The following is a 15,542-nucleotide window of genomic DNA, read 5'->3' as shown; positions in this document are numbered from 1 at the left end:
TTGCGCCGGGTGCACCCGCTAATCGAACAACTCTGTACACCCGAGGGCTCGGGATGCCGCACGGCATCCCGGGCCCTCCGGCCTAGGATTGAGCCATGACCTCCTCCACCGCTTCGGCACCACGTGCGTCCGCGCGGTCGATCGCCTACACCGAGATCCGCGAGCGGGTGATCCGCGGGACCTACGCCCCGGGCACCGGGCTGAGCGAGGCCGATCTGGCCGGCGAGCTCGGGGTGAGTCGTCAGCCCGTGCGTGAGGCACTGCTGCTGGTCGCCCAGGAGGGGCTCGTGGAGGTGCGCCCGCAGAGTGGGACCTACGTGGCTCGGATCGACTCGGCCGTGGTGCGCCAGGCGCAGTTCATCCGCGAGGCCATCGAGCTGGCCTCGCTCGAGGCGTGCCGCGACCGCGTGGGGGAGGCCCAGATAGCGCGGCTTCGCGACATTATCGCCCGGCAGCGCGAGGTCGAAGACCCCGAGGACTTCTACCCGCTGGATGAGGAGTTTCACCGCGCCCTCCTGAGCATCCCCGGGCACGAAACCGCCTGGGCAACCGTCGCCGGTGCCAAGGGGCACCTCGACCGCGTGCGCTATCACGGACTGACCGGGTTCCGCTCGGTCTCCGAGTACATCCGTGATCACGAGCGCATCGTCGACGCTCTCGAATCCGGCACCATTCCCGGTGCCGCCGCCGAGCTGCGCTCCCACCTGCGCTTCGTCCTGATCGACCTCGACGGCCTGGAGCGCAGTCACCCCGAGTACTTCGAGCCGGTGGGTCCCGCCCGGCGATAAGGGGCGTTCGTCCGGTGTTCTCGCCGCATTTCGTGGGCAAGAACCCTCCTCCACATAGGTGCGTGTAGACCACGTTCTCCACAGATTATGGTGTTCTCACCGCGCAGCTCTTCTGTCGCAGAGGATTGTGAATGGGGGTGATGAGTGATGACACTTAGGGCGGGCAACGTGCGAGGGGCAGCGCTACGCTTCCTGCTGTCGCCGTTTGCCGAGGCGATGACCTGCGTTGCCATTCTCTTCGGTGGGATGAGTTTCTCCACCGCACGCGGTGAGCCTATCGGCCTGATCATCGGTGGCATGCTGATCGCGATCGGTGTGTGCCCGCTGCTGGTACGAGGGTTCCAGTCCTCAGCCGAAGGCAACCTGTTTCGCATTGCGACGGCACAGACGGGCGATACCCTGACGCTGCTCCGCAGCACGGTTCGTCTGGCCACCGAGCTGGTTGTGATTTCGCCCGCAACTCGATCGCGACTCGGAAAGAATTACCTCGAAGACACCGTTTTCCGGCTGTGGCGCACGCGGTTCCGCGGGGACTCACGAGTGGGCATCGTCCTCTATGTCCTTAGCGAGGATGGGCAATTTTGGAAACCACGAGTGGGCGTCGGTGCCGGAATTTCCGGTGCACGGCTGCCGCCGATGCGCGTGCGTGGGCTCTCCCCGCTGGGCTGGATTGGCGAGATCACGCGGGAGAACACGGAGGGCGTCGTGAGATCACGGCACCGGCGAGACTCCGAACTGGTCATCCCGCTCCGCGCCCCCGACCGCGTTCTTGGTGCCCTGCGCATCATGGGGGTTACGGAGAACGATCACTCAAAAGAATTCCACGTAGCGTTGATGCCATACGCGGAAGCAATGGAATTTGCTATCGTCGCCGCGGAGCATCGGTCAATCGAAAGTAGGAAGGACACGGGACGAAGATCATGAGCGACATCGACGAGCAGCAGCCCGAACTGCAGACGCCTGCACGGGAACCATACTGGGCCGACCACGACACGGCAAAGGACTTTAGCGATGCTATTGAGCGCCAGGTTGCCGCGGGGATGCGCGCAATTGCGTTGGACATTCTTCATCTGCGCTGGCGTGGACTACGAAGGCGCCACGGGATTCACCCCAGTCAGCTTCGGTAGTGCGCGAACCGCGGAAGGCAGCCTGAGCATCCTCCACAGCGCACTCATCGCATCGAAGTTTCCACAGTTTCAACGATCAGGACCGTGGCCGGCTAGACGAAGCGAAAGATAGAGCTCGGAGGTGATTCGAGTGAATCGCGAAGTGCGTTGGGGAAGCAGATCGGTGCGATTCTTGCTGTCCCCGTTTGCCGATGCGCTAACGAGCCTGGCGATGCTGTTTGGGGGCATGTTCCTATCGACTCACGCACTGTTTATGACCGTGCCTTGCGCGTAGCGTTGCGGCCATACCTGGATGCGCTCGCCTACCTCCTTGACTCCGAACCGGTTCATCGAATAGGCGGTGCCCCCACCACTCCAATCCCCTGAGAAAGAGAGGCGACAATGTCCGAGGAAGAGCTTCGGGAAGACCTTGACACATCGATCATTGACGATGAGTTCCCCTACGAAGAGGCCAGCATCGAGGAACTCCGCGAGCGGTACCGGAGAGAACGAGACGAGCCGTTTGCGGCCTTCCTGGCCGACATCCTGCTCTTTCGGTGGCGCGGGCTACGGGAGCGTCATGGTTTGCAACGGGTCGGCTGGAAGGGCCGTTGAATTCGGAGCAAAAACGCGGCCCCGCCCGATGGGGCGAGGCCGCGAGATTACCCGTTTGCCAGTTCCAGAACCTCGATCCGGCACAGAACCTCGATCTGGCAGATGAGGGTGATGAGAACCGGAACTAGTGCGAGTCGGTGGCGCTGATCTCGGTACGGTCTCCCGACCACAGGGTGTGGAAGGTTCCCTCGATGTCGACGCGCTTATAGGTGTGAGCACCGAAGAAGTCGCGCTGACCCTGGACCACTGCGGCCGGCAGACGCTTGGCACGCAGACCGTCGTAGTAGGCCAGCGAGGAGGAGAACGCCGGGGCGGGGATGCCGGTCTGGGTGGCCGAAACCACAACCCGACGCCAGGCTTCCTGGCCCGCGGTGATCGCGTCCGAGAAGTACGGTGCGGTCAGCAGGGCGGCCAGGTTCGGCTGCTCGGCGTACGCGTCGGCGATGCGGTTGAGGAACTGGGCGCGGATGATGCAGCCCCCACGCCAGATGCGCGAGACGGCACCCAGGTCGATGTTCCAGTTGTACTCGGCGGCACCGGCGCGGATCGCGTCGAAGCCCTGCGAGTAGGCGACGATCTTCGAGGCGTAGAGTGCCTGGCGGACGTCCTCGATGAAGGCGTCGCGGTCGGTCACGGCCACCGGGTTTGCCGGACCCGGCAGACCCGCGGCGGCTTCGCGCTGCTCGGGGTGCGAGGAGAGCGAACGTGCAAACACGGCCTCGGCGATACCCGACACCGGGACGCCCAGGGCCAGTGCGTTCTGCACGGTCCAGACGCCGGTTCCCTTGGAACCTGCCTGGTCCAGGATCACGTCAACCAGCGGCTGGCCGGTCTTGGCATCCACCTGGCGCAGAACCTCGGCGGTGATCTCGATCAGGTAGCTCTCCAGCTCACCCTTGTTCCACTCGGTGAACACGTCGGCGATCTCGGCCGGGGTCAGACCCGCGTTGTAGCGCAGCAGATCGTACGCCTCGGCGATGAGCTGCATGTCGGCGTACTCAATACCGTTGTGGATCATCTTCACGAAGTGGCCGGCACCGTCGGTACCCACGTGGGTCACGCAGGGCTCACCCTCGGCGACCGCGGCGATCGAGGAGAGGATCGGACCCAGGGTCTCATAGGCCTCGGCGGTTCCACCGGGCATGATCGACGGGCCCTTGAGTGCGCCCTCCTCGCCACCGGATATCCCCGCACCCACAAAGTGGATGCCGGTCGGGCTCACGGCCTTTTCTCGGCGGATGGTGTCGGTGTAGAGGGCGTTGCCGCCGTCCACGATGATGTCGCCGGGCTCGAAGCGCTCGGTCAGCTGGTTGATTACGGCATCGGTGCCGGCGCCCGCCTGCACCATGATGATCGCGGTGCGCGGCTTCTGCAGCGAAGCCACAAACTCATCGATGGTCTCGCTGGCCACAAAGCCGGCCTCCGGGTGTGCCTCGACAACACCGCGGGTGCGCTCGGGCGAGCGGTTGAAAATTGCGACGGTGTTACCCTCGCGGCTCGCCAGGTTACGGGCGAGGTTGCTGCCCATGACCGCCATTCCGATCACGCCAATGTTTGCCTGTGCTGCTTCCGTCATGGTTACTCCAATTCGGGGATTATGGAAAGGGGATGCGCTGGACATGCCTGGAAGAGACGCAGAAACGCGCGGCTCCGAGCATGGGTTGTGATCAACTTAGCAAACCTCACATGCCCGGAAACGGTTTTGCCCATGCACCTTTGTTCAGTGCTGTGGGCGACCGTGCGGACCCCCGGAATACCGGGGATCCGCACGGTGTTGTCCGCCCACCGCAGAATCAGATGCGCACACCTGTGCGCCCGAATCGGCCAGGTTGAGATCCTGCCGAGAGGCGGAAGACCTCGCGCGGGACCCCTGGTGTGGACTGTTCGGTCTAGAGGCGGAAGACCTCGCGCGGGACCCCTGGTGTGGACTGTTCGGTCTAGAGGCGGAAGACCTCGCGCGGGATGCGGTCCGTGAGATCTCGGATCAGCACCGCCGCCTCATCCTCGCCCAGCTGATGGGTGGCCACCAGTCCGGCAAGGAATGCGGCATCCGCGCGGCGGGACATGTCGTGGCGGGCGGGGATCGAGCAGAACGCGCGGGTGTCGTCGATGAACCCCGAGGTTTTGGCAAAGCCGGCGCTGTCGGTCACGGCCGAGCGGTAGCGGGCGATGGCCGCCGGGGTGTCGATGAACCACCACGGCGCCCCCGCATACACCGAGGGGTAGAACCCGGCAAGCGGGCCGATTTCCCGGGAGAACACCGTCTCGTCCACGGTGAACAGCACCAGGCGGAAGGTGTCGTTGGTTCCGAAGTCCTGGAGCATGCGGCGCAGGGGGCGGGTGAAGGAGCCCTGGTCGGGGAGGTCGTGTCCGGTGTCGGGGCCGAAGCGTTCCAGGGTCGGCGTGTGGTGTCCGCGGATCACACCGGGGTGCAGCTGCATCACCAGGCCGTCCTCGGCCGCCATCTCGGCATAGCGGTAGAGCATGTTGCGGCGGTAGGCGACGGCGTCGGCCTCGGTCGCGGTTCCGGCCAGGGCGGCGGCGTGGATGCGTTCGGCCTCGGCGAGGGGGAGCGGCTCGGCGGTGGGTTCAAGCACGCCGGTGTCGGTGGCCGTGGCACCGTGGGTGATGAAGTGTGCGCGGCGGTTCCGCAGCGCGGCGATCAGGCCCGCGTAGGTGCCGGTGTCGATATCGGCGGCCTCGGCGATCGCGGTGAGGGCACCGCGCCAGGCCGGAGCCGAGGGATCCATATAGCGGTCGGCGCGGAAGGTTGGCAGCACGCGTCCGTGGAAGGTGGGATCCTCGGCCAGGGCGCGGTGGGCATCCAGCGAGTCGGCGGGATCATCGGTGGTGGCCAAGACCTCGATGTTGAAGCGTTCAAACAGCGCCCGCGGCCGCCACCCGGGCTGCGCCAGTTTGGCTGCGATCTGCGCATAGATCGAGTCTGCAGTGTCGGCGGAGGGGACCTCGGTGATCCCAAACACATCGTGCAGTTCGGTTTCGAACCAGTAGCGCACCGGGGTTCCGGCGAAGTGGTGCCAGTGGCTGGCGAACCTGCGCCAGATGTCGGATCCGCTCGCGGTGGAGGCCACGCCGCGGTCGGCCAGTCCCAGATCACCCAGGGCAACACCGTGGGCGTGCAGTAGCCGGGTGACGTAGTGGTCCGGGGTGATCAGCAGCTCGGCGGGATCCCGGAACGCCGCGTTTTCCAGCAGCAGGGTGGCATCCACGTGCCCGTGTGGGGAGAGGATCGGCGCACCCGCCACCTCCCCATAGAGTCGCCGGGCGATCGCGAGTGTGGTGGGGTCTGCCGGAAGCAGACGATCGGGGTGTGGGGTGAGCTGAGTCACGGGTGTCTCCCTGTCTTCATTGGCTGGGGTCGGTAACGCGGTGGTGCAAAACTGTGGGTGGCTAGTGCTCCCGGGCGGGGCCGGTGGACTTGCGCACGGTCAGGTGGGTGGGCAGCAGCATCGGCGGGGGCGGCGGAGCGTCCGCACCGGCTTCGAGCCGGGACAGCAGCATCGAGACGGCCATCCGGCCCGCGCGCTCGATCGGTGCGGTGAGCGTGGTGAGCGGGGGATTGCAGAAATCGGCCCCGAAGATGTCGTCGCAGCCGACCACGCTGATGTCCTCGGGGACGCGGACGCCGCGCTCGCGGAATCGCTCAAGCATCCCGATCGCGATCAGGTCGTTGAACACCACGCAGGCGGTGGATTCGCTGTTGATCATCGCCTCCGCTGCCGCCGCACCCGAGGCCATGCTCGGGGCGTATTCGCGGGTGCGCACGGGGTGGACGCCGAGCTTCTGCGCGGTCTTTTCCAGGCGCTGCCAGCGGCGCTCATTGGACCAGGACATATCGGGTCCGGACACGTAGGTGATCCGGCGGTGGCCGAGGGAGGCGAGGTGGTCGAGGGCCTGATCGATTCCGAACGGGGTGTCGATGATGACCGCGGGAATCCCGGGCACATGACGGTTGATCGCGACCAGCGGCATCCGCTCGGCGAGCGAGAGCAGCTGCTGGTCGGAGAGCCGGGATGCGGTGAGGATTGCCCCGTCGGCCGAGCGGCGCAGCGAGTCGATGGTGGCCGCCTCGGAGTCGCTGGACTCGGCGGTGTCCACGAGCATCTGCAGGTAGTTTGCCGCCTTGAGCTGCTGCTGTGTGCCACGAATCAGCCCGAAGTAAAACGGGTTGGTGATGTCGGAGACCAACACCGCGATCGAGCCGGTCTGCCCCGAGGTGAGGGCGCGGGCCTGGGTATTCGGGGTGTAGTTGAGGGCCCGGGCAATCGCCACGATCTTCTCCCTGGTCTGGGCATTTACTCGGCCCGGATTGGAGAGCGCGCGCGAAACGGTCGAGGCGGCAAATCCGCTTTCGCGGGCCACATCGTGAATCGTCGCGGGTCTGGTTGACGGCGACACCGGGTCATTACTCATATCCAGAGAAAACCACACTTGGCAATTTTTGGCAAACGGTTGCTGAAAGTTTGTCGTTTTGTCTAGAGTCGGTGCACCGGGGTTTTGAGCCACGGTTTCACCCACTCAAGGAGGAGCTCGGATGATGAAGAAAAAATTCGCCCTGACCACGGCGCTACTGGCGGCCGGCGCGATCACTCTCGCCGGTTGCGCGAGCGGCGGTGACGCACCCGGCGATGGCGCCGGCGCGCTGGACGGTAAGGGCAAGACCCTGAACGTTCTGACCGACGCCAACACGCTCTACCCGGAGGAACAGCAGAAGTGGTTCGCCGATGTGAGCGAAAAGTTCAAGGCCAAGACCGGTGCCGAGGTGAAGTTCGAAACCTTCGCCAGCGCCAACGATGAGCTGACCAAGATCCAGACCTCGGTGGTCTCGGGCCAGGGCCCGGACATCTACTCGCTGGGAACCACGTTCACCCCGACCGCCTACGCCACCGGCGCCTTCGTTAAGCTCGGTGACGAGGAATGGAAGAAGGTGGGTGGCCGCGACCGCTTCACCGAGGCCAGCCTGGGGATTTCCGGACCGGACAAGGACAACGAGGTGGGGATCCCCGCCCGAAGCCGTCCGTTTGTGATGGCCTACAACACCGAGATGCTCGCCGCCGCCGGCATCGACAAGCCCGCCGACACCTGGGACGGACTGCTTGAGCAGGCAAAGAAACTGACCCACGACGACGTGTACGGTCTGAGCATCGCCTACGGCGACAACTTCGACCCGTGGAAGTTCATCTGGGCGATGTCGACCCAAGCCGGGAACCCGATCATCGATGGCAAGAAGGTGCGCATGGATGATCCGGTCACCATCAAGGCCTATGAGACCTACTTCGGCTGGCTGACCCAGGACAAGGTGGTCAACCCGGCGGCGATCGGGTGGAAGGCCAGCCAGGCGCTCGCCTCGTTCGCCGACGGCAAGGCCGCGTTCATGCCGATGGTCACCGCGACCTCGATCAACACCCTGGAAGCCTCGGCCGTGGCCGGTAAGTACGCCTACGCGGTCATGCCGACCGTTCCGCCGGGGGAGACCAAGCGTCCCTCCGACGGTAAGGAAGCAGCCTCGATCCTCAGCGGATCCAACTTCGTGGTTGCCGACTACTCCAAGAACAAGGACCTCTCCTTCGCCCTGATCGAGATGCTCACCACCGCCGAGGAACAGAAGGTCTACTACGACACCTTCGGCGAGATGCCTACCAACGCCCAGGCAGCCGAGGCGCTGGAAAAGGACAACGAGAAGCTCGCCCCGATCGTTGCAGCCTCCAAGCTCTCCGTGGGCACCCCGTTCAGCGGTGCCTGGGGTGACGTGCAGCTGGGCTTGACCAACGTGGTGGTTCAGGCCATCCCGTCGCTCAACGCCGGATCTGTGAGCACCGATCAGATCACCTCCGCCCTGAAGACCGAGCAGGAAAAGGCTCAGTCCGCTCTGGATCGCGCGAAGTAAGACACCGGAAGAGATTCATCATGGTTACCACCCCCGAGGCGCGCACCCGCGCCGATGCGCTCGCGGCCACTGCCGCCGCGAGCGCCGATGCCACCCCGGCGCGCACTGCCGCGCGCCGGGGCGGGCACCCCGCCCCCTCCTCGCCTCCCAAGGGTCGCCCGCGTCGGGCCCGGAAGATCGGCGAGCGTGATCGCCCGCTCTGGATGCTCGCCCCCGGCGGTATCTTGATGGTGGTGGTGATCCTGGTCCCGCTGGTGCTGGGACTGGTGATTTCCCTGATGGATCTCGACCAGTACACGCTGCGGCAGTGGATCAGCGCCCCGTTTATCGGCATCTCCAACTATGTGGAGGCGCTGACCAAGTCCTCGCTGATCCAGTCCATCGGCATCAGCGTGGGCTACGCGGTCCTGGTGACCCTGATCTGCCTGCCGATCGGTGTCGCCGCGGCCCTGGCCACCCAGAACCGCTTCCGCGGTCGGGGCCTGGTTCGCTCGCTGTTCCTGGTGCCCTACGTGCTGCCGACCTTCGTGGTGGGTACCGTGTGGCGCACCATGCTCCAGCCCGACGGGGTGGGCAACGCGATGCTCAAGAACTTCGGCATCGACGGGGGCCTCTGGCTCAACGGACCGCAGTCCTACTGGGCGCTGGTGTTTGTGCAGATCTGGGCATCCTGGCCCTTTATCTACCTGCTGGTGCTTTCGGGTCTGCAGTCGGTGGACTCCGAGGTACACGAGGCATCGGCGCTGGACGGTGCCGGCTGGTGGACCAAGCTGCGCTACGTCATCCTGCCCTACCTCAAGGGCCCGATCACCCTGGCGCTGATCATCTCCTTCCTGCACTCGGTCAATAACTTCACCCTCCCGTTTGTGCTGTTTGGAATCCCCGCACCGGCGGATGTCAACGTCCTGCCCGTGCTCACCTACATCACCGGCTTCCAGAACTTCAGGTTCGGACTGTCGGCCGCGATGGCCGTGATCTCGCTGATCCTGATCGCGATTCCGCTCTTTATCTACCTGCGAGCAGTGAAGCTCGACACCGGAGAGGATGGTGGTTCCCGTGTCCGCAAGTAACACGATCGCCCCCGTACGCGTGACCCCGCACCGCGCCAGCGCCAAGGAGGGTGCCCGCCAGGCGCAGATCCACCGGCTGTTGCCCAAGCCCCTGCTGATCGTGATCCTGGCCGCGCTGCTGGTCTTCTCGATGGTGCCGGTGCTCTACATCTTCTTCGCCTCGATCAACTCCGACCTGGCCGTGGCCCGCGGGGCGTTCTGGCCCACCGAGCTGACGTTTGAGAACTACTCGAAGATCTGGACCACGGTGGACCTGGGCACCGGACTGGTGAACAGCGTGCTGGTGGCCGGCGGCGTCGCGATCGTCTGTGCCGGACTCTCGGTCTCCACCGCCTATGTGCTGGTGCGCTATGCCTTCCGCGGCCGCCTGCTGGTACTGCGCGGTCTGCTCGCGCTGCAGTCGATCCCCGGAACCCTGCTCCTGCTGCCGGTGTTTGTGCTCTTCTCCAGTGCGGCGAGCACGCTGGGTGTGCAGATCATCGGTACCCGCTGGGGCCTGTTCCTCACCTACCTGACCTTCGCGCTGCCGTTCTCCACCTGGGTCATGGTGACCTACCTGCGTGGCCTGCCGCGCGAGCTTGAGGAGGCTGCCCGCCTGGACGGGGCCTCACCCTTCAAGATCCTCACCCGGATTATCGTGCCGCTGAGCTGGCCGGGCATCGTCGTCTCGGGCATCTTCGCGTTCCTGCTGGGCTGGAACGACGTGCTCTTCGCCTCGGTGATGACACGCCCGGAGTCTCGAACCGTGGCCGTCTCGCTGCAGATTTTTGGGGCCACCCAGGAGGGCGGTGCCGTCCCGGTTTATGGCCAGATGATGGCCGCCGCGCTGGTGTGTGCGGTGCCCGTTGTTGTTCTCTACCTTATTTTCCAGCGCTACCTTGTTGGTGGCCTCACCGCAGGAGGAGTTAAGTAATGACCGCATCATCCACCCCCACCTGGACCCTGTCCGGGTTCGGGGACGAGATCCATGAGGATCCCCGCATTCAGATCGCCGTGCTGCAGGCGCTCGGTGCCCAGCACATCGAGGTCCGCAGCGCCTGGGGCATCAACATCGTGGAGCTTGACGATGCCCGGCTGGAGGAGCTGCGTGCGCTGCTCGCCGAACAGGAGATGGGGGTCTCGGCCATCGCCTCGCCGCTGGGCAAGGTGGATATCACCTCGGACTTCGACGCCGAGCTGGCACGCCTGGACCGCGCCATCAACGCCGCCAAGGTGCTGAACAGTCGCTACATCCGCATCTTCTCCTTCTACTACGGCGAGGGCGTGGACGTGGACTCGATCCGCGAGCCCGTGATCGAACGCCTGACCCGCTTTGCCGAGATCGCCCAGGCCGCGGGGATCGTGCTGCTGCACGAGAACGAGAAGGACATCTATGGCGACACCCCCGCCCGGGTGCTCGACCTGATCACCTCGGTGAACTCGCCGGCGCTCCGCGTGGCCTGGGACAACGCCAACTATGTACAGGTGGGAGCGGTGCCCTTCGATGACGGATTCGAGGACCTGCGCCCCTACCTGGAATACCTGCAGGTGAAGGACGCCCTCGCGAGCGACCACTCGGTGGTTGCCGCGGGCGAGGGTGATGGCCAGCTGCGCGAAACCCTCGGTGCCCTGGCATCCGACGGGTTTGCCGGCTTCGCCTCGCTCGAACCGCACCTGTCCGATGCATTCGCCACCGGCGGATTCTCCGGGGCCGCCGCCTTCGGGCGTGCAGCCCGTGCCTTTAGGGGCCTCACCGATGAACTGGGAGTAACACTCAAATGACCACCGCAACACCCACCCGTGCCGTCATCATCGGCTGCGGCGTGATCGGCACCCACCACGCCCGCGTCCTGGCGGCCCACGAGGCCTTCACCGTGAGCGCGCTGGTGGATGTCTTCCCCGAAGCCCTCACCACCCTCGCCGACCTGCTGCCCACCGAGTATCCGGTGGAGCGTCCGCGCACCTTCGCGACCCTGACCGAGGCGCTTGAGGCCGGAGACATCGACCTGGTGGTCATCACGACCCCCAGCGGTCTGCACGTAGACGCGGCCCGGGAAGCACTCGCCGCCGGCGTGCACGTGGTGATCGAGAAGCCGATCGACGTGGACCTGGTGCGCGCTCGCCGCATCGCCGACCTGGCCGATGAGGCCGCCGAGCGCGGACTGATCGTCAGCGTCATCTCCCAGCACCGCTTCGATCCGGCCAGCGTGCTGGTCAAGCAGGCCATCGATGCGGGCCGCTTCGGGCGGGTCACCTCGGGTTCGGCCACCGTGGCCTGGTGGCGCGGACAGGACTACTACGACAGCGGTAACTGGCGTGGCACCTGGGAACTCGACGGTGGCGGCGCGGTGATGAACCAGGGTGTGCACACCGTGGACCTGCTGCGCTGGACCCTCGGCACCCCGGTGGAGGTCTACGCCCGCACCGCACTGCTCGCCCACGAGCGGATCGAGGTTGAGGACATCGCGGTGGCCACGGTCGCGTTCGAATCCGGTGCCCTCGGCGTGATCCACTGCACCACGGCCGCCTACCCGGGGCTGAATACCCGCCTGCAGGTGCTCGGCTCGCGCGGCTCCGCGGTGATCGACAACGACCGCCTGGAGTACTTCCACGCGGCCGGCGGCGCCGACCTGATTCCCGGAACCGGGTTGAGCGCGGTGGGCACCGCGAACCAGGCAGCCGAGGTCATCGACGCCGGTCAGCTCTCCACCTCCCCGCGGGAGGACGGCGACTTCCTCGCCGCCCACACCCGGCAGTATGACGACATCGCCGCCGCGCTGCGGGACGGCCGTGACCCGGGCATCACCGCCCGCGACGCGACCCACTCGCTCGCACTCGTGCACGCGATGTACGCCTCGGCGACCCTGGGCACCGCGGTGCTGTTCGCCGACGTGCTCGCCGGAAAATATGACGACCTCACCCTGACGACGGGACGCGCATCATGAAGTATTCGGTATTCACCGCCTCGACCCCCGATTGGACCCCGGCAGAGGCCGCCCAGATCCTGGCCGCCCAGGGCTGGGACGGCATCGAGTGGCGCATCACCGACCAGGACGAGGCCACCCCGCCCGGATTCTGGGCCGGAAACCGCGCGACCTGGCCGATGACCGGACTCGAGGACCACCTCGATCAGATCCGCGAGATCACCACCGCCAACCGTCTGGAGTTCTCCGGCATCGGCGGGTACGCCCAGCTGGAAAACCGGGTGGATGCCGAGCGGATGCTCGCCGCAACCGCCGCCGTCGGCGCGACCCAGGTGCGCATCGCGATGCCGCGGGTGGATGGACGCAACTACGCGGACCTGTTTGCCCAGGCCCGCACCAACCTGGAATACATCGTGACGGTGGCCGAAAAGCACGGCGTCAAGGCGCTGGTTGAGCTGCACCACGAGACCATCACCCCGTCGGCCTCGGCCGCGCGCCGCCTGGTCGAGGGGCTGAACCCGCAGTTTGTCGGGGTGATCCACGACGTGGGAAACCTGGTCAACGAGGGCTTCGAAAACCACCTGGCCGGCTTCCAGCTGCTCGGGGAGTACCTGGCACACGTGCACATCAAAAACGCCCGGTGGGTGGTGGATCACGTGGAGCAGGACGGCACCCACGTCTGGCGTCATGAGTGGACCACCCTGCGCGCCGGACAGGCAGACCTCGCCGGATACGTACGCGATCTGGTGACCTTTGGCTATGACGGCTGGATCACCCTCGAGGACTTCTCCACCGAGGTCCCGCTTGAGCAGCGCACCGCCGAGAACCTCGCCTACGTGCGCGGCCTGGTCGAGGCCGCGCAGGCGGGTTCGCGTGACTAGCTCCGCCGCGGCCGGGGACCGGGTACCCACCCGGACCCGGCCGCACCCCCGCATCCGGATCGCCCACCTGGGCCTCGGCGCGTTCCACCGTGCCCACCAGGCCTGGTACACCGAGCTGGTGCAGCGCGAGAATCCGGGGGACTGGGGGATCGAATCGTTCACCGGACGCTCGCCCGCGCAGGCCGAGATTCTGGCGGCCCAGGATGGCGTGTTTACGCTGGTGGTGCGGGCGGCATCCGGGGACACGTATGAGCGGGTCGAGTCGATTGCCCGAGCCAGCGACGGTAATGACACCGCGCGCTGGCGTGCCCGACTGGCCGATCCGGACACCGCGATCCTCAGCCTGACGATCACCGAGGCGGGTTACCGGCGTGGCCCGGACGGGACCCTGAATCTGGCCGATCCCGATGTGGCGGCCGATATCGAGGTCCTGAGGGCGGCGGTTTCGGCTTCGAACCCGGCCCGAGATCAAGGCGGACCGGACGGACGCCGAGCCGCATCCGCTCCGGGCTGTGTGAGCGCACCGGGCCGGATCGTGGACGGGCTGCGTGCCCGCCGCGACGCGGATGCCGGGCCGATCGCAATCCTCAGCTGCGACAACCTCGCCGACAACGGTGCGGTCACCCGCGCGGTGGTGCTGGACCTGGCCACCCGGGTGGACCCGGCCCTGGCTGCGTGGATCCGGGACAACGTCTCGTTTGTGTCGTCGATGGTGGATCGAATCACCCCGGCCACCACCGATGCCGATCGCCGTGAGGTAGCCGAGCACACGGGACTCGCGGACGCCGCGGTCATCGTGACTGAGCCGTTTGCCGAGTGGATCATCGCCGGAGACTTCCCGGCCGGTCGTCCGGCCTGGGAGCAAGCCGGCGTGCGCTTTGTGGATGAGATCGAGCCCCATGAGCGGCGCAAACTCTGGCTCCTCAACGCCGGACACTCGATGCTGGCCTATGCGGGACTGGCGCGCGGACACCGGACCGTGGACGCCGCCTTCGCCGATCCCGAGCTCGCCGAACGCCTGGAGACCCTGTGGTCCGAGGCCGCCGAGGTGCTGCCGCAGAGTGAGCACGAGATCGATGCAGCCCGGGCCGCACTGCGTGAGCGCTTCTCTAACCCGCGAATCCGGCACCACCTGGCCCAGATTGCCCTGGGCGGTGCCCATAAGCTGCCGCCACGGATTTTTGACGTGGTGCGAGCACGCCGCGCCGCGGGGCTTGGCGTGGGTACCAGCGCGATCCCGATCGTGGAGGAGTGGATCGCCTATCTGGGCCAAGCGGACACCCCGGACGCCGAGTCCGCTCCGCTGGGTGCGGGGATTGAGGCGGGAAGCCTGGGTGTCGAGGACGTGCTGGGGATCCTGGCCCCGGACCTACGCGAGGTTTTTGGGCTGCAGGCGATTGAATCCTGACCGATCCCGAATCGCAAGGCGGCCGCACCATCCCTCCCGGATGGTGCGGCCGTCGCCGTCCCGGGCCCGACGATTCACACTCGCCGGGAAAACTCGGTTAGACTAGGCGCTGAACTTCGGCGAGGGCTGTCCTTCGGGATAAGCCGTTATCGACGCGGTGGGCAAGGCCTCGGCTTTTCCTCACGCTGATATGCGTTCGAGTTGAAACCATCCGGGTCCCCGAGGCCCGCCACATCAAGGAGTAATTATGGCTGACAACAGCGTAAACCTGGACGCCGAACTGCGTACCTCTTTCGGTAAGGGTGCCGCCCGCAAGCTGCGCGCCGCCGGCAAGATCCCCGCCGTCATCTACGGTCACGGCACCGAGCCCAAGCACGTGTCGCTGCCCACCCACGCCACCGGCCTGATCGTGCGTCACACCAACGCCCTGATCAACCTGAACATCGAGGGCACCGAGGAGCTCGTTCTCGTGCGCGAGGTTCAGAAGGACCCGGTTCTGCGCATCATCGAGCACATCGACCTGGCGGTTGTTGTGAAGGGTGAAAAGGTCGAGGTTGAGATCCCCGTTCACGTTGAGGGCGACTCGGCTCCGGGCACCCTGGCAAACGTTGAGACCAACACCCTGCGTCTGCTGGTTGCCGCAACCAACATCCCCGCGAACGTTGTGGTTTCGATCGCCGGTGCCGAGGAGGGACAGCACGTCCACGCCAAGGACGTCGTTCTGCCCGAGGGTGCCGAGCTCGTTGACGACGCAGACCTGCTGATCGTCCAGGTTGCCGCCGCTCCGGCCGCTCCCGCCGAGGACGAGGCCACCGAGGCTGCCGCCGAGTAGTTCTCGCGCTTACCTGCGCGCCCCGTTCTCC

15 protein-coding genes are annotated in these 15,542 nt (G+C 66.1%); 12 read left to right on the top strand and 3 right to left on the bottom strand.

Going from position 1 to position 15,542, the window contains the following annotated elements; all coding sequences use genetic code 11:
• Positions 1–95 precede the first annotated feature (95 nt).
• From D9V34_RS13765 to D9V34_RS13750, 4 genes are all read left to right on the top strand, one after another.
• Positions 96–788: a GntR family transcriptional regulator gene (locus D9V34_RS13765; RefSeq protein ID WP_121687171.1), complete on the top strand. Its 693-nt coding sequence runs from the start codon at positions 96–98 to the stop codon at positions 786–788.
• Between the two features lie 168 nt (positions 789–956).
• Positions 957–1,712, top strand: a complete 756-nt coding sequence (locus D9V34_RS13760; RefSeq protein ID WP_147441587.1) for a hypothetical protein — start codon at positions 957–959, stop codon at positions 1,710–1,712.
• Positions 1,709–1,915, top strand: coding sequence for a hypothetical protein (locus D9V34_RS13755; RefSeq protein ID WP_121687169.1), 207 nt, complete (start codon positions 1,709–1,711; stop codon positions 1,913–1,915). Before D9V34_RS13760 ends, D9V34_RS13755 begins: the two co-directional genes overlap by 4 nt.
• Before the next feature lie 381 nt (positions 1,916–2,296).
• Positions 2,297–2,509 (top strand): hypothetical protein, encoded by a 213-nt coding sequence (locus tag D9V34_RS13750; RefSeq protein WP_121687168.1) that lies wholly within the window; start codon positions 2,297–2,299, stop codon positions 2,507–2,509.
• A 124-nt stretch (positions 2,510–2,633) separates the two neighbouring features.
• Here the strand turns inward: D9V34_RS13750 and gndA are convergent, their stop codons facing one another.
• From gndA to D9V34_RS13735, 3 genes are all read right to left on the bottom strand, one after another.
• The gene (gene gndA / locus D9V34_RS13745; RefSeq protein WP_030148387.1) at positions 2,634–4,085 is read right to left on the bottom strand and encodes an NADP-dependent phosphogluconate dehydrogenase; all 1,452 of its coding nucleotides are present in this window, start codon (positions 4,083–4,085) and stop codon (positions 2,634–2,636) included.
• Between the two features lie 361 nt (positions 4,086–4,446).
• Positions 4,447–5,859, bottom strand: coding sequence for a glucuronate isomerase (uxaC, locus tag D9V34_RS13740; protein WP_121687167.1), 1,413 nt, complete (start codon positions 5,857–5,859; stop codon positions 4,447–4,449).
• 61 nt (positions 5,860–5,920) lie between these two features.
• Positions 5,921–6,943: a LacI family DNA-binding transcriptional regulator gene (locus tag D9V34_RS13735; protein ID WP_121687166.1), complete on the bottom strand. Its 1,023-nt coding sequence runs from the start codon at positions 6,941–6,943 to the stop codon at positions 5,921–5,923.
• A 121-nt stretch (positions 6,944–7,064) separates the two neighbouring features.
• On the opposite strand from D9V34_RS13735, the gene D9V34_RS13730 reads away from it, so the two are divergent.
• The 8 genes from D9V34_RS13730 to D9V34_RS13695 all read left to right on the top strand — a co-directional run bounded on the left by D9V34_RS13730 (position 7,065) and on the right by D9V34_RS13695 (position 15,511).
• Positions 7,065–8,417 (top strand): sugar ABC transporter substrate-binding protein, encoded by a 1,353-nt coding sequence (locus D9V34_RS13730; RefSeq protein WP_121687165.1) that lies wholly within the window; start codon positions 7,065–7,067, stop codon positions 8,415–8,417.
• A gap of 20 nt (positions 8,418–8,437) precedes the next feature.
• Complete coding sequence (locus D9V34_RS13725; protein WP_121687164.1) at positions 8,438–9,487, top strand: carbohydrate ABC transporter permease; 1,050 nt, start codon at positions 8,438–8,440, stop codon at positions 9,485–9,487.
• A complete protein-coding gene (locus D9V34_RS13720; RefSeq protein WP_245991809.1) occupies positions 9,474–10,400 on the top strand; it encodes a carbohydrate ABC transporter permease in 927 nt (308 codons plus the stop codon). The genes D9V34_RS13725 and D9V34_RS13720 overlap by 14 nt, the downstream gene beginning before the upstream one ends.
• Positions 10,400–11,248, top strand: coding sequence for a sugar phosphate isomerase/epimerase family protein (locus D9V34_RS13715; RefSeq protein WP_121687162.1), 849 nt, complete (start codon positions 10,400–10,402; stop codon positions 11,246–11,248). Before D9V34_RS13720 ends, D9V34_RS13715 begins: the two co-directional genes overlap by 1 nt.
• A complete protein-coding gene (locus tag D9V34_RS13710; protein ID WP_121687161.1) occupies positions 11,245–12,411 on the top strand; it encodes a Gfo/Idh/MocA family protein in 1,167 nt (388 codons plus the stop codon). The genes D9V34_RS13715 and D9V34_RS13710 overlap by 4 nt, the downstream gene beginning before the upstream one ends.
• A complete protein-coding gene (locus D9V34_RS13705; RefSeq protein ID WP_121687160.1) occupies positions 12,408–13,271 on the top strand; it encodes a sugar phosphate isomerase/epimerase family protein in 864 nt (287 codons plus the stop codon). The genes D9V34_RS13710 and D9V34_RS13705 overlap by 4 nt, the downstream gene beginning before the upstream one ends.
• Entirely contained in the window at positions 13,264–14,679 is a 1,416-nt protein-coding gene (locus D9V34_RS13700) for a mannitol dehydrogenase family protein (protein WP_183091806.1), read from the top strand. The genes D9V34_RS13705 and D9V34_RS13700 overlap by 8 nt, the downstream gene beginning before the upstream one ends.
• A 247-nt stretch (positions 14,680–14,926) precedes the next feature.
• On the top strand, positions 14,927–15,511 hold the full coding sequence (locus D9V34_RS13695; RefSeq protein ID WP_030148397.1) for a 50S ribosomal protein L25/general stress protein Ctc: 585 nt from the start codon (positions 14,927–14,929) through the stop codon (positions 15,509–15,511).
• Positions 15,512–15,542: the final 31 nt, after the last annotated feature.

The sequence above is a fragment of the Mycetocola lacteus genome, from assembly GCF_003667575.1.
GTDB classification, from domain to species: domain Bacteria; phylum Actinomycetota; class Actinomycetes; order Actinomycetales; family Microbacteriaceae; genus Mycetocola; species Mycetocola lacteus.
Note: the sequence above shows the minus strand (reverse complement) of the source record. Positions and strands in the feature narration are given on the sequence as shown.

What these genes read in the sequence shown, in the direction of transcription:
- D9V34_RS13765 (WP_121687171.1), top strand. Translation starts at nt 96, where the DNA reads ATGACCTCCTCCACCGCTTCGGCACCACGTGCGTCCGCGCGGTCGATC.
- D9V34_RS13755 (WP_121687169.1), top strand. Translation starts at nt 1,709, where the DNA reads ATGAGCGACATCGACGAGCAGCAGCCCGAACTGCAGACGCCTGCACGG.
- D9V34_RS13750 (WP_121687168.1), top strand. Translation starts at nt 2,297, where the DNA reads ATGTCCGAGGAAGAGCTTCGGGAAGACCTTGACACATCGATCATTGAC.
- gndA (WP_030148387.1), bottom strand. Translation starts at nt 4,085, where the DNA reads ATGACGGAAGCAGCACAGGCAAACATTGGCGTGATCGGAATGGCGGTC.
- D9V34_RS13735 (WP_121687166.1), bottom strand. Translation starts at nt 6,943, where the DNA reads ATGAGTAATGACCCGGTGTCGCCGTCAACCAGACCCGCGACGATTCAC.
- D9V34_RS13730 (WP_121687165.1), top strand. Translation starts at nt 7,065, where the DNA reads ATGATGAAGAAAAAATTCGCCCTGACCACGGCGCTACTGGCGGCCGGC.
- D9V34_RS13725 (WP_121687164.1), top strand. Translation starts at nt 8,438, where the DNA reads ATGGTTACCACCCCCGAGGCGCGCACCCGCGCCGATGCGCTCGCGGCC.
- D9V34_RS13715 (WP_121687162.1), top strand. Translation starts at nt 10,400, where the DNA reads ATGACCGCATCATCCACCCCCACCTGGACCCTGTCCGGGTTCGGGGAC.
- D9V34_RS13710 (WP_121687161.1), top strand. Translation starts at nt 11,245, where the DNA reads ATGACCACCGCAACACCCACCCGTGCCGTCATCATCGGCTGCGGCGTG.
- D9V34_RS13705 (WP_121687160.1), top strand. Translation starts at nt 12,408, where the DNA reads ATGAAGTATTCGGTATTCACCGCCTCGACCCCCGATTGGACCCCGGCA.
- D9V34_RS13695 (WP_030148397.1), top strand. Translation starts at nt 14,927, where the DNA reads ATGGCTGACAACAGCGTAAACCTGGACGCCGAACTGCGTACCTCTTTC.